Raw genomic sequence first — 13,174 nt, forward strand, 5'->3', positions numbered from 1 at the left:
TCGAAGACGCCCGCCTCCTTGGTCAGCTCCGCCAGGACGATGACGGCGAACAGGAAGAGGAGCAGGGGCGCGATGCGGCTGTCCCAGTCCTGACGCCGCGGGCCGCCGGTCAGCCCTCCGCCGCCGCCTCGGCGCGGATCCGCTCCCAGGCCGCGGCGACATGGGCGTCGCCGGTGGCCGGTGCCCCGATCGCCATGCGGAGCAGGACCCGTCCGCCGACCTTGGTGTGGGTGAGATAGAGGTCCCCGGAGGCGTTGAGCCGCTCCATCAGCCGCATCGTCGCCGCGTCGGCCTCCACGTCCGGGAGGCCCTCCCAGCGCGGCCGGAAGCACACCAGCCCGAAAGGGTGGTGCGGCAGCAGCTCGAAGCCGGGGTCGGCGGCGATCTCCTCGGCGAGGCCGCCCGCCAGCCGCACCCCCGTCCGGACGTGCTCGCGCAGCCCCTCGGCGCCGTACCAGCGGATCACCGACCAGAGCTTCAGCGCGCGGAACCGGCGGCCGAGCGAGATCTGCCAGTCGCGGTAGTCGATGACCTCCCCGGACGTGGTGGCCCGGTTGCGCAGGTACTCCGGCAGGATGGACAGGGCGCCCACCAGCGGTTCCCTGTCGGCGACCCAGAACGCGTTGCAGTCGAAGTTGGTGAGCAGCCATTTGTGCGGGTTGGTGGAGTAGGAGTCGACGTGCCCGTCCAGCCCGTCGTTGACCCAGCGCAGCTCCGGGCAGACGGCCGCGACGCCCGCGTACGCGGCGTCCACGTGCAGCCAGACGCCGTGCCGGCGGCAGACCTCGCCGATCGCGGCGACGGGGTCGACGGCGGTGGTCGAGGTGGTGCCGACGGTCGCGCAGACCAGCACGGGCAGCGCGCCCGCGGCGGCGTCCGCGGCGAGCATCGCCTCCAGCCGGGCCGGGTCCATCGCGAGCGTGCCGGGGTCGGTGTCCACGACCCGCACGTTCCCGGCGCCGATCCCGGCGACCCGGGCGGCCTTCTCCATCGAGGAGTGCGTCTGGGAGCTGATGTAGAGCGTGTGGCGCCGGTTGATCCCGTCGCGGCCGGACGCGCCGCCGTCGGCGCGGTGGAGGGCGGCGAGGACGGCGACCAGCGCCGCGCCGGACGCCGAGTCCTGGATGACGCCGCCGCCCGCGCCGCCCGAGCGGAACCGCGCGGGCAGGTCGAGCAGCTCGGCCAGCCAGTCCAGGACCCGGGTCTCCAGCTCGGTGCAGGCGGGGCTGGTCGCCCACAGCATGCCCTGCACGCCGAGCCCGGCCGACAGCAGGTCGCCGAGGATGGCCGGGCCGCTGGCGTTGGCGGGGAAGTAGGCGAAGAAGCCGGGGTGCTGCCAGTGCGTGATCCCCGGGAGCACGACCCGGTCGAGGTCGGCGAGGACGGCCTCGAAGCCCTCGCCCCGCTCCGGCGGGTGGGCGGGCAGGCCGGCGAGGACGTCGCCCGGCCGGGCCTGGGAGAGCACCGGGTAGGACTCGACCTTCTCCTGGTAGTCGGCGATCCAGTCGACCACCTGCCTGCCGTACCGGCGGAACTCCTCCGGCGTCATGTGTCCGGTCACTGATCGTCCTCCCCTGCCGCGATACCGCCCGGAATCCACCGAATCCTACGGTCCCAAACGAGCGGCCCGGAAGATCGTCCGAGAGGGCGCGGCCGGGTTTGGGCGCCGCCGCCCGGGAACGCTGTGACCGCACAGGAAGGACTGCCTCATGCCGGACAAGAGCGATAAGCACGGTGCCCGGGCCGACGACCAGATCGGGCGGGGGACCGAGGGCCTGGTCCGTGGCGGCCACCCCACCCACGCCGACGAGTCCAGGGAGACCGAGCCGTACTCCGCCGACGAGCCGTGGGACCCGGCGGCGCCGGGCGGCGACCCCCGCGAGGGCTCCCCGCCGGGCATGACCGCGCGGGACGTGGAGGGACGCAGCGACCTCGCGCGGCTCCTCACCGGTGTCCGCTACCCCGCCCGGCCCGCCGACCTCGTCGGGCACGCATCGGACGCGGGCGCGCCCGACACGGCGCTCAGCGCGCTGGAATCGCTGCCCGACCGCGAGTACGGCAACGTCGCCGACGTCGCGGAGGAGCTCGGCTACGGCCGCGAGTCCCGCCGGTTCTGAACGCCCTTCGGGGCCGTGCCGCCCCGGCGGGCGGCTCAGGGCCGCGGCTCGCGGGCGGGGGGACGCTCGTGCTCGGGAAGGCCGCACCAGTGGGCCAGCGCGTCGCGGATCTCCGCCGCCCGCGGATCGGGAGCGGCCGTATCGGACGCCCAGGCGACGTACCCGTCCGGGCGCACGAGCACCGTGGCGCGGGTCGCGCGGCCCGCCAGCGCGCACCGGACCCGGCCCGCCCATCGCCGCGCGAGGTAGGTCACCGCCGGATCGTTCACCGCCGTCACCAGCACGAACCGCCCGTCGCCGAGAAGACCGTAGAGGTGCCCGGGGGCACCCGCGAGCGGGACGTCCGGCGCCCGCCGGCCGGCCAGCCGGTGCGCGCCGCGCGGCGCGGGATAGGCGATGCCGAGGCCCGACACCGCCGCCGCGATCCGCCGGGCCAGCGGCGGCGTGCGCGTTACGGCCCGGCCCCCGGCGTCCCGGACGCGGCGCAGCCACGCCGGTTCCAGGAGCACGAGCCGCAGCAGCGCCCCGCTCCCGCGCAGGACCCACCGCCCCACGGGGTACCGCTCCTCGTGGTAGCTGTCCAGCAGCCACGACGGGGCCCGGCCGCCGATCTCCGCCGCCAGCTTCCAGCCGAGGTTCGCCGCGTCCTGCAGCCCGGTGTTCATGCCCTGCCCGCCCGCCGGGGAGTGCACGTGCGCGGCGTCGCCCGCCAGGAACACCCGTCCCACCCGGTACCGCGGCACCTGCCGCTCGTCGCTGTGGAAGCGTGAGGTCCAGAGCGCCTCGCGCAGGCCGTGGTCGGTGCCGAGCGCGCGGCGCATCACCCCGCGCAGCTCGTCCAGGCCGACGGGCTCGGAGGCAGCGGGCCGGTTCCGCCGGTCCCAGCCGATGACCCGATATCGGCCGTCGCCGAACGGGGCGACGAAGGCGAAGGCGTCGCCCGTGGCGCCCGCGGTGAGCGCCTCCCCCGGGGGGTCGTCGAGCCGCACGTCCGCGAGCATCACCGACCGGACCGCCGACCGGCCGGGGAACGGCAGGCCGAGGGCGCCCCGCACGGTGCTCCGCACGCCGTCGGCGCCGACCGCGTACGCGGCGCGGAAGGTCCGCTCGCCGCCGGCCGCCCGCGCGTTCACCTCGACGCCCGCCGTGTCCTGGCGCAGCCCGGTGACCTCGGCGCCGTGCACGATCTCGGCGCCCGCGGCGAGCGCACGCGCGCGCAGCACCCGCTCCGTCTCGTACTGCGGCGTGATCAGGACGTACGGGAACCGGCCGGGCAGCCGCGACAGGTCGAGCGCCGGGCCGCCGGGCAGGCGCAGCCGGGAGACGCGCACGCCCGTCGCCACCAGCGCGCCGGCCACGCCGCGCGCGTCCAGCAGTTCCAGCGTGCGCGCGTGGACGGCGAAGGCGCGGGTCAGGTCGCCGGTCCCGGCCGCGCGCCGCTCCAGCACCGTGCAGGCCACCCCGGCGGCGGCCAGGTCGCCCGCGAGCATGAGCCCGGTCGGGCCCGCCCCGACGACCAGCACGTTCCCGGCGGGCTTCCCGGTGGGCGGCATCCCGCGCTCCTCTCGGTCCGGCGCCGTGCTCGGATCTCGCGCTCGAACCTTCCCCGGAACCGGCGTCCCTCACGGCCGAGGCGCGATGCGGCCACCCGGGACGATCACCCGCGCGGCCGGCGGGACCCGGTCAGCCGGGGACGCGGCCGTGACGGCTCTCCAGGCCCAGATGGATCCGGTAGCGGTCGGCGCGGTAGGTGGCGAGGGACACCTCCACGCAGGCGCCCCGGCTGAACGTGCGCTGGCGCAGGAAGAACACCGTGGAGCCGGGGTCGATCCTCAGGAGCCCGGCGTCGTCCGCTCCCGCCGGACCCGCCTCGATGGTCTGCTCCCCCGCGTCCATGACGATCCCGTACTCGCGTTCGAGCACCTCGAAGAGCGAGGCGTCGGGCGGGCGGCGGGCGAACAGGTCCGGCGCGGCCTCCGCCGGGATGTGCGAGCGCTCCACCGCCATGGGCTCCCCGTCGGCCAGCCGCAGCCGCTCCAGGAGGTGTACGGCCGCGCCCCGCCGGACGTCGAACCAGCGGGCCAGCCGCGCGTCCGCGTCGAGGGTCCGGCACGCCAGGTCGACCGAGCCGGGCCGCATGCCGAGCGCCCGCATGTCCTCGGTGAAGGAGACCAGTTCCTTGGGCATCCGCACTTTGGGCCGCGCGACGAACATGCCCTTGCCGGGGATGCGGCGGAGCCTGTCCTCGGCGACGAGCTGGTCGACGGCCTGCCGCACGGTCATCCGCGACAGCCCGTACCGCCGGCACAGCTCCCGCTCGGACGGGACGGGCGCGTCGACCGGCAGCCCGCCCTGCTCGATCAGGTCCAGCAGGATGGCGCGAAGCTGGAGGTACTTCGGCAGGGGCCCGGAGGGATCGATCACCCTTCATACATATCCGATCCCGCCGGGCGAGCGGCGCCGACCCCATGCCTCGCGGGCCGCGCCCGCCGCTCCGCCCGGACGCGGGCGCCCGCCGGGGGCGCGGACGTCGTCGTCCTCGGCGCCGAGCTCGCCGTCGTCGCGCTCAGGCGAGGCGCGCTTCAGGAGACCGGCCGGCCGGCCCGCGCTTCGCCGTCGTCCGCTAGGGCCGCCGGGACGCGTCGCGGCCGTCCTTGAGCGCCAAGCCCAACGCGCGGAACTGCTCGACCGGACGGTGGTAGCCGCGCTCGATGTGGTGGACGCCGCGCAGCGTCGAGGGGCCCTCCGCCACCGCCGCGGCCAGCACCGCCGAGAACCCGGCGCGGATGTCGGGCATCGTCACGTCGCCGCCGCGCAGCTTGCTCACACCGCGCACGACGGCCGAGTGCAGCGCGGGGGTGTCGTGGTAGCGGCAGGCCGGGCCGCCGAGGCAGGTGTCGTACACCTCGATCTCGGCGCCCATGCTCTGCAGCGCCGGGACATAGGCGAGCCGGTTCTCGTACACGGTCTCGTGCAGCACCGACATGCCGTCCGCCTGCGTGAACAGCACCATCAGCGGCGTCTGCCAGTCCGTGGCGAACCCCGGGTGGGTGTCGGTCTGCACGGCCGCCGGGCGCAGCCCGTCCGGCGCCGACGCCATGATCCAGTCGTCGGTGATCTCGAACCGGGCGCCCATCCCGGTGAGCGTCGTGATCGCGGTGACCAGCCGGTCCTGCGGGCAGCCGTGCACCCGCACCTCGCCGCCGGTGACCAGACCCGCGACCAGGTAGGAGAACGCCTCGATGCGGTCGCCCGCGAGCCGCGTCTCCGCGCCGCCCAGCCGCTCGACGCCCTCCACCACGATCCGGCGGTCCGGCGCGAACGAGATCCGCGCGCCCATCCGCTGCAGGAACAGCGCCAGCTCGATGATCTCCGGTTCGGTCGCCGCGTTCCGGATCACCGTCTTGCCCTCGGCCCGCACCGCCGCCAGCAGGACCGTCTCGGTGGCGCCGACGCTCGGGTAGGGCAGCTCCACGCGGGTGCCGACCAGCCGCGAGGCCCGCGCGTGGATGCCGTCCTCGGCGATCGTCACCTCCGCGCCGAACGCCCGCAGCGCGGCGACGTGGAAGTCGACGGGCCGCCGGCCGATGGGGTCGCCGCCGACCAGCGGGACGAACGCCTCCCCGGCCAGGTGCAGCAGCGGACCGAGCATGAGGATCGGGATGCGGTTCAGGCCGGTGAACGCCTTGCCCACGCTGGGATCGGCGACCGGCCGCGGCACGACCGTGATCTCACCGCCGGTCCGCTCGACCTCCATCCCGACGTGCTCCAGCATGCCCGCCGTGATCCCGACCTCGCCGACGTCGGGGGCGTTGCGGACGGTGCTCGGCTCCGCGCCGAGCATCGCCGCCACCATGTGCTTGCTGACCGCGTTCTTCGCGCCCCGCACGGTCACGTCCCCGCGCAGCGGCCCCGACGGCTCGATCTCCCACAGCTTCTCGGTCACCGGCAAAGCCTACGGCGACCCCGCGGGCGGACCAACCGAATCCATCCAAACGGCATGTGTCGAGCGGCTACCGGACGGTCAGCGCCGGCAGCCGTCCCTCGTTCGTCGCCCGCGCCTCCGAGAGCGGCAGCTCCACATCGCCGCCCGCCCGCACGCCGTAGATCCGCGCGACCCGGGGCGGGTTCGACGGCGACAGCAGGTACGTGCCGGGCTTCATCGACCCGTCCGACGGCACGGTGAACCTGAAGACGCTGCGGAGGACCGTGATCCGCACGCAGCCCTTCATCGCGGTCTTGGCCGCGGCCTTCTGGACCCCCGCCTCGATCCGCTGCTCGCTGACGCGCGTGGGGAGCACCCCGGCCGTCCGCGAATAGAGCCACAGGGCCCCGCTCTTCCCGTCGCCGACGCTCCACCCCCAGGTGCGCTTGACCACGGGCGGGCATCCCGACGGGTCGGTGCGCTTCTCGGCCATCCGCACGGTGACCGTGTTCCCCGGGCGCACGACCGCCGGCGCCACCACCAGCGCCACGTCGATCCGCCGCCGGTTGCCGGCGCTCGCGGCCTTCGCCGCGCTGCCGACGACCCGCGCCGTCGGGTTGATCGTGAACCTCATCCTGCCCCGCGAGACGCCGGTCCCCGGCGGGACGGACCGCTTCGCCTTCGTCTTCGCCTTCGCCGCCGGGGCGGGCTTGGACCGCTGCGCGGCCTTCGCGGGCTCCTCGTCGCCGCCGAAGACCGTGCCGAGACCGAACGCCCCCGCGCCGCACACCACACCGACCGCGATCACCGCGGCCATCGGCTTCAGCAGCGCGGGCCTGGGCTCCGGCACGGACGGTCCCGGCTCCGGCACGGCGAACGTCGCCGGCGCACCCGGCGGAGCCCACTCGCCGCGCATCACGGCGTCCACCAGGGCGCCGAACACCTCGGCGTCCTTGGGCCGGGCCGCCGGGTACAGCGCCGTTCCGCGCGCCGCCAGGGCCCGCACCGCCGGCGGCATCCATTCGGGCAGGAGGACGCGGTCGCCCGGCGCCGCCCCGGTGAGGCAGTGGTAGAACACCGCCGCCGCCGAGTACAGGTCGCCGGCCGGGGTCAGCTCCCCGTTCCAGCGTTCGGGCGCCGTGTACCCGGGTGCACCGGGGAGCGCGACCCCGAACCCGGTCAGCTTGCACACGCCCCCGGCGAGCAGGATGTTCGCAGGGGTGAGCCCCCGGTGCACGATTCCGATCCGGTGCGCCGCCGCCAGGCCGAGCAGGCACTCCCGCAGGACCCGCAGTGCCGTTTCGGGGGGCATCGGACCCGAGTCCTGGAGCAGACGGTCCAGCGACGTCCCGTCCACGAACTCCATGACCAGCGCTTGCCGCGCCTCCACGTAGTGGTGGATCCGCACCACGTGCGGGTCGCGCAACGCCGTCAGCAGTGCCGCCTCATCGGGGATGACATCCGCTCGGTCGAGGATGGCGACCTGATCACCGAAGCCGTCCCGCGTCGCCTGGACGACACGTCCCATGGGCCCTTCGCTCAGGACCCTCACCACGGAATAACCCGGAACGTCCCAAGTCATGGCCTGTACCCTGCCGTCCCGTCAGGGCCTCCGCAACTCGGCCGCTCGCAAGATCCTAAGCGAAATCCCCGCCCTCACGGCCGCCCTCCGAGCCCGCGCCGCGGGCACATCGGTGACTCTTCGCGTAGTGAACCTCACGCGACATGCGTCGTGATGAGCAACCGTTCCATGCCTCACTCTTCGATCATCAAGAGATCCATAATCTGCTCGACTCCCGCCCCTCGGCCGCATCGAGAAAGGCCCGCCGACACCCACCGGACGGCCCGCGAGAGGAAGCATGGCGACCCGGCGGTCGCCCTCTTCTCTCCTAAAGGTCATGGACTTCCACACCGCGTTACCCAGGAACATCTCCCGCCCAGAATGCACCGTGAAAGCCATCGACTAAGCCCAGGCTCTTACCTTGACGAACACCTTCCAACTCTCCCTGTGAAGGGCGGCCAGAGCCCAGCCGACTTCATCGAGATCAGCGTGACTGCAGCGACCGCGACGGCGTCGTCGTGTACGGCCGGGTCAGAAGAGCGGAATACTGGCGTGGTGGCCGAACAGTATCTCTCGGCGTTCGCGATCGACGCGGACGCCTTCCACGTCATGGCCGGTTCCCGGGACGAGGCCCTCGTCCGGACGGCCCTGAACGTGATCGTGGAACAGCGGGACACCGGCACGCTGCTCCGGGCCACCGACGCGGCCGAGGTCGAGCCCGCGCTGCGGGAGATCGTCGCCGGGCGGCTCGACCCGTCCCGCCCCGCCGGGTACACGTGGCTCCTGGAGCTCCTCGGCCGCGCCGCCGGAGACCCGCTCGGGTCGCTGGTCCTGCCGGGGCGCGGCTGGCACGCGCTGGAGGACGCGTTCGGAGCCTGGGGCCTGCCCACCCTCGCCGGACTGTGGGGCCGCGCGTGGACGTTCCCCTGGCACGCAGCGGCGCCCGACGACGACCCCTGGCCCTTCCCGATGCTCGCCTCGAAGGCGGACCTCGACCGTATCCGCGACGAGCTCGGCGTCTTCGACACCGGCCGCGTCCACGACGAGCACGACCTGCTCCCGGACGGCGACGACGACGCCGAGAACACCGCGCACCTCGTCGGCGACCTGTTGCCCGCCTGGGTCGACGGCGCCCGCGCCAGAGGCCGTGAGCTGCTCCTGATCCGCGACGGCGGCCGGTAGCCCCCGCCCCCGGCCGCGTCCGGGACCGGGCTCAGGCGGGGAGGTGGGCCCGCAGGCCGAACCGGTCGGCGAAGGCGGACAGCTCCGCGCGCTGCTCCTCGGGGTCGGCGGAGGACGCGCCCACGACGACGCGGGTCACTCCCTCGGCGGCGAGTTCCTCCGCCCGTTCGACGGACATGTCCATCGAACCCCACCGGGTGTACTCCAGCGCGTCCGGGTCACGACCCGCTTCGAGGGCGGACGACCGGATGATGTCCATCTGGGCGGCGCGCTCGTCCGGACCGATCGCACCACCGGGGAAGTAGCCGTCGCCCAGGCGGCCGACACGCCTCGCGGCCGCCCGGCTCGACCCGCCGATGTGGATGGGAAGGCGAGCGACCCCCGACGGCTTCGGAAAACTGACCAGATTCTCAAAGGAGAAGAACTCGCCGTCATGGCTGACTCCGTCCTCTCCACCGGCCCACAGCAACCGCATCACCTTGATGGCCTCATCGGCGCGCCGGCCACGGGAGCCGAAGTCGACCCCGGCGGCACGGGCCTCCCCCGGCAGGCCGCCGAGCCCCACTGTCAGCCGCCGCATCCGTCCCTTGGACAGCACATCGATGGTCGCCAGCTGCTTGGCGAGGACCACCGGGTGACGGTAGGGCAGCAGCAGCACGCCGGTGCCCAGCAGGATCCGGGTCGTGGCCGCGGCGACGAACGTCAGGCATTCCAGCGGATCGGCGTAGGGAAGGGACGGCGGAAGCTCGATGTGCCCGACCTTGGCACCGGGGTACAGCGCGATGTGCTCTGGCAGGTACAGCGCCTCGAAACCGCAGTCCTCGGCGTGGCGGGCATAAGCGATGATCCGATCGGGGTCGACGCCGTAGAAGGGCGTGCTGTAGCTGACGGCGAACTTCATGGGGTCCCTTCGATGTGTCCGCTGGAGGTCTCGCCGCGGATCGGGAGGCAGCCGGGGCAGGCCCGCGCGAGCTGGTCGGTGATCTCGGCGCGCCGCCTGATCAGATCACGGATCTGCGCGTCGATCTCGGCGATCTTGCGCCGCGAGACCGCGACCGACTCCGGGCATGCCGCGCCCACCTCGTGACCGGCCCGCAGGCAGTCGACGAACGGCCGGGCGTCGCGCAGGGTGAACCCCGCCGACAGCAGCGCGCGGATCTCGGCGACCAGGCGAAGATCCTCCTCCCGGTACTCCCGGTACCCGTTGGACGCGCGCCGGGCCGGCAGCAGTCCCTGCTTCTCGTAGTGGCGCAGCGCACGCGTGCTCACACCGGCCCGCTCGGCGAGCTCCCCGATCAGCATCACTTCCTCCACTTCCATGGCTCACGGACGGTACCGCTTGACGTCGGTGTCAATGTCAAGCGCGCCTCGTCGCGGGTTTCATTCCCATGGGCCACCGCGTTGTCACTCAGTGACGATCGGCGACAAAGTCGGCACTGTATGCATAGCGTGCCGGGGATCCGGTTCCTAGGCTGCGATCACGCCCTACGCCGTCCCAGCGGCGAGAAAGCCGGGGGACGCGACCGGAACCCTCCCCGAGGAGCCCCCTGTGACCAAGAAACGAGCCATGTCGTACGCCCTGCTCCTCGCGGGGTCGCTCAGCCTCCCGATCGCCGCGGCCCCGCCGTCGATCGCGCGTCCCGCCGGCATGGGCGCGGCCGCCTTCGCCCTGTCGAGCACGGCCTTCACCAACGGCGGGACGATCCCGAAGGTGCACGAGTGCACCACCGACGGCCGCAACGACCCGCGCCAGAAGAACGAGTCCCCGCCGCTGGCGTGGAGCGGGGCGCCGGCCGCCGCCAAGAGCTACGCGATCGTCATGCGCGACCTGGACAACCAGAACCTCATCCACTGGGTGATCTACGACATCCCGGTGAGCGCGACGTCGCTCCCGCAGAACGTCGAGCACGTCTACCAGCCGGCGACGCCCGCCGGGGCCAGGCAGGTCTACTACCGCGGGAGCGCGAAGCTCTTCGGCTATCAGGGCCCCTGCTCTCCCTCGACGGTGAACACCTACGAGTTCGTGGTGCACGCGCTCAACCGGCAGAGTCTGACCGAGCTGACCGAGAGTTCGTCGACACAGACCGCGGCACGGGCGATCACCAACGCGTCGGTGGGATCCGCCAAGATCACCGGCGAATCCTGAGCGGACGCCGTCCAGGCCGCCGATCGGCCGGGGCCGCGCGAGACGCTCGGCTTCGCCGGCGAGTACGCCACGACCGAAAGGCGGTCACCGGCCGTGGCGAGCAGGCCGAGGACGTGGGTTCCCGCCCAGGTGCGCCGCAGACCGCCGGTTCACCTGAAGCATCCGCGCGCCCCTAGCGGCCCTCTTCAGCCTGCCTTACAACCGGCGCTCAAGGGGTCGCGTCGAAGCGTTCCTGGGCTTCGCGAATCTCACCGTCGTGCTCGACCGCCCACAGGGCCAACGCTGTGAGCTGAGCTTGAAGCGAGCGCCCGAGCTCGGTCAAGGCGTACTCCACGCGCGGTGAACGACCTTCCCCTACGGTGCGGCCGACGAGTCCGTCGCGCTCCAGGGTGCGCAGTGTCCGGGTCAGCACCCGGCGGCTCAGCCCCTCCACGGCCCGGTCCAGCTCATTGAAGCCGTACGGACGGTCTCTGAGAAGCGCCAGGATCAGCCCAGGCCATTTCCCCCCGGCCCGCCGCAGGAGCACAGTCGCCGGACAGGACTGATACTCGGCCAGGGTGACCGGGACGGTCAGCGTAGTGGACATGAAAGTGCCTTCTTCCGGGGCCCGCTCCGTACGGCGGACGATCAGCGTAGCGATCCCGATCGAAGGAGACCTTCCATGCTCGCCGTCAGCGGAGCCTCCGGGCATCTCGGTGGCCTCACCCTCCACCACCTCGTCCAGCGCGTGGACGCCTCGCACGTCGTCGCCCTCTCCCGGACCCCGGATCGTGTGCCCGGACTGGGCGTCCGAACCCGCACGGCGGATTTCAGCGATCCCGGCGGACTCGTCCGGGCCCTCGACGGCGTCGAGCGGCTGCTCGTCATCAGCGTCGACGCGATCACCGGACGGGTTCCCCTGCACGCCAACGCGATCGAAGCGGCCACCAAGGCGGGCGTACGGCACGTCGTCTACACCTCGACTCCCCGCGCTGGAGATCCCGGGAACCCCAGCGCCGTCGCCCGCGACCATCGGGAGACCGAAGGGCTGCTCGCCGAATCCGGGCTCGCCTTCACCTCTCTGCGGTTCAACATGTGGCCCACGATGCTCACCTATCTGGGCGTCGCCCAGCGGGCCGTGGCGTCCGGGACGCTCCCGAGCAACGCCGGCGACGGCCGCGTCGGCTACCTCGGGAAGGACGACGGCGCGGCCGTGGCCGCCACCGTTCTCGCGGACGGTGGTTCCGACGGCCAGTTCCTGGAGGTCACGGGCCCGGCCGCGGTCAGTGACGCCGAACTCGCGGGTGTCCTGGCCGACGTATCGGGACGACCTGTCCGGCACGTCCCGGCCTCCGGTGAAGAGGTCGTCTCGCACCTGGCCGGGCACGGCGTGACGGAGCCCTTCGCACGGGCATGGGCCGCCAACGGGGTCGTGCGCCATGACGGATGGTTCGACGTGGTCACCCACACGGTGGAGCGTCTCACCGGCCGCACTGCGACCACCGTCGCCGACCATTTCATCAGCGAACGGAAGGCGCTGCTCCGCTGAGCCTTCGCTTGCGAGACCGGCTTTTCCAACACTGGGGGCCGCTATCAGCTGCGGGCCGTACGTGGGATCCTGCTTCGATGATCATCCCCGGGTCCGACTGGGAGCGGCGCATGGCCGCCCTTTGGGACGCCTCCGAAGACTTTCATCCTCGCGACTTTCTCAGCAAGGTCGAGGAACTGGCCGGCGAGCTTCCGCCCGGCCACGCGATCGCCGAGTTCGAACTGGGGTCGGCGAACGACTCGATCGGAAGGGAGGCGCAGGCCGAGGCGCACTACCGCCGGGCGCTCGCGGCCGGCCTCTCAGGAACACGGAGGCGCCAAGCCGCGATCCAGCTCGCCAGTACCCTCCGCAACCTCGGCCGGGCCGAGGAGAGCATCGCGATTCTCGTGGCGGAGCGTGAGGCGCGCTCTGATGACCTCGACGACGCCGTGACGGCCTTCCTGGCCCTCGCCCTCACCGAGGTGGGACGAGATCGGGAGGCGGCCGCGCTCGCACTCGGAGCCCTGTCCCGCCACCTTCCGCGCTACAACCGTTCGCTCTCGAACTATGCCGAGGCGCTGACGCGCGCCGATGAGAGGCCCTGGAAATGAGAAAGGGCCCCGCCATAACGGCGGGGCCCCTCCAAAAAGAGTCCGGCGGTGTCCTACTCTCCCACACAGTCACCCATGCAGTACCATCGGCGCTGAGAGGCTTAACTTCCGGGTTCGGGATGGGA

The 13,174-nt window shown here is 73.0% G+C and carries 13 protein-coding genes and 1 rRNA gene; 5 read left to right on the top strand and 9 right to left on the bottom strand.

Annotation, left to right across the window (positions count from 1 at the left end; translation table 11 throughout):
* Nucleotides 1-109: 109 nt before the first annotated feature.
* Nucleotides 110-1,561 (bottom strand): aminotransferase class I/II-fold pyridoxal phosphate-dependent enzyme, encoded by a 1,452-nt coding sequence (locus E1291_RS31940; protein WP_242614507.1) that lies wholly within the window; start codon nt 1,559-1,561, stop codon nt 110-112.
* Between the two features lie 148 nt (nt 1,562-1,709).
* Between E1291_RS31940 and E1291_RS31945 the strand changes: the two genes are divergently transcribed.
* Nucleotides 1,710-2,117: a DUF2795 domain-containing protein gene (locus E1291_RS31945; RefSeq protein ID WP_131741804.1), complete on the top strand. Its 408-nt coding sequence runs from the start codon at nt 1,710-1,712 to the stop codon at nt 2,115-2,117.
* Between the two features lie 35 nt (nt 2,118-2,152).
* On the opposite strand, the gene E1291_RS31950 is transcribed toward E1291_RS31945, so the two are convergent.
* From E1291_RS31950 to E1291_RS31965, 4 genes are all read right to left on the bottom strand, one after another.
* Nucleotides 2,153-3,670 (bottom strand): FAD-dependent monooxygenase, encoded by a 1,518-nt coding sequence (locus E1291_RS31950; RefSeq protein WP_131741805.1) that lies wholly within the window; start codon nt 3,668-3,670, stop codon nt 2,153-2,155.
* Nucleotides 3,671-3,800: 130 nt separating this feature from the next.
* A complete protein-coding gene (locus E1291_RS31955) occupies nt 3,801-4,541 on the bottom strand; it encodes a GntR family transcriptional regulator (protein ID WP_131741806.1) in 741 nt (246 codons plus the stop codon).
* A 199-nt stretch (nt 4,542-4,740) separates the two neighbouring features.
* Nucleotides 4,741-6,063, bottom strand: a complete 1,323-nt coding sequence (gene murA / locus E1291_RS31960; RefSeq protein WP_131741807.1) for a UDP-N-acetylglucosamine 1-carboxyvinyltransferase — start codon at nt 6,061-6,063, stop codon at nt 4,741-4,743.
* Nucleotides 6,064-6,130: 67 nt separating this feature from the next.
* On the bottom strand, nt 6,131-7,624 hold the full coding sequence (locus tag E1291_RS31965) for a protein kinase domain-containing protein (RefSeq protein WP_131741808.1): 1,494 nt from the start codon (nt 7,622-7,624) through the stop codon (nt 6,131-6,133).
* 534 nt (nt 7,625-8,158) lie between these two features.
* Between E1291_RS31965 and E1291_RS31970 the strand changes: the two genes are divergently transcribed.
* On the top strand, nt 8,159-8,785 hold the full coding sequence (locus E1291_RS31970) for a DUF7691 family protein (RefSeq protein WP_131741809.1): 627 nt from the start codon (nt 8,159-8,161) through the stop codon (nt 8,783-8,785).
* 31 nt (nt 8,786-8,816) lie between these two features.
* Here E1291_RS31970 and E1291_RS31975 read toward each other — a convergent pair whose 3' ends face one another.
* Together E1291_RS31975 and E1291_RS31980 are read right to left on the bottom strand one after the other, a co-directional pair.
* A complete protein-coding gene (locus E1291_RS31975; protein ID WP_131741810.1) occupies nt 8,817-9,686 on the bottom strand; it encodes an LLM class F420-dependent oxidoreductase in 870 nt (289 codons plus the stop codon).
* Complete coding sequence (locus tag E1291_RS31980; RefSeq protein WP_242614508.1) at nt 9,683-10,105, bottom strand: MerR family transcriptional regulator; 423 nt, start codon at nt 10,103-10,105, stop codon at nt 9,683-9,685. Before E1291_RS31980 ends, E1291_RS31975 begins: the two co-directional genes overlap by 4 nt.
* 229 nt (nt 10,106-10,334) lie before the next feature.
* On the opposite strand from E1291_RS31980, the gene E1291_RS31985 reads away from it, so the two are divergent.
* Entirely contained in the window at nt 10,335-10,931 is a 597-nt protein-coding gene (locus E1291_RS31985) for a YbhB/YbcL family Raf kinase inhibitor-like protein (protein WP_207401048.1), read from the top strand.
* Between the two features lie 208 nt (nt 10,932-11,139).
* Here E1291_RS31985 and E1291_RS31990 read toward each other — a convergent pair whose 3' ends face one another.
* Entirely contained in the window at nt 11,140-11,517 is a 378-nt protein-coding gene (locus E1291_RS31990; RefSeq protein WP_131741811.1) for a winged helix-turn-helix transcriptional regulator, read from the bottom strand.
* A gap of 75 nt (nt 11,518-11,592) precedes the next feature.
* On the opposite strand from E1291_RS31990, the gene E1291_RS31995 reads away from it, so the two are divergent.
* Entirely contained in the window at nt 11,593-12,459 is an 867-nt protein-coding gene (locus E1291_RS31995) for an SDR family oxidoreductase (RefSeq protein ID WP_131741812.1), read from the top strand.
* Nucleotides 12,460-12,536: 77 nt separating this feature from the next.
* On the top strand, nt 12,537-13,049 hold the full coding sequence (locus tag E1291_RS32000) for a tetratricopeptide repeat protein (RefSeq protein WP_131741813.1): 513 nt from the start codon (nt 12,537-12,539) through the stop codon (nt 13,047-13,049).
* Between the two features lie 40 nt (nt 13,050-13,089).
* Here E1291_RS32000 and rrf read toward each other — a convergent pair.
* Nucleotides 13,090-13,174 (bottom strand): 5S ribosomal RNA (rrf, locus tag E1291_RS32005); the annotation flags it as partial.

The sequence above is a fragment of the Actinomadura roseirufa genome, assembly GCF_900659635.1.
GTDB classification, from domain to species: Bacteria; Actinomycetota; Actinomycetes; order Streptosporangiales; family Streptosporangiaceae; genus Spirillospora; species Spirillospora roseirufa.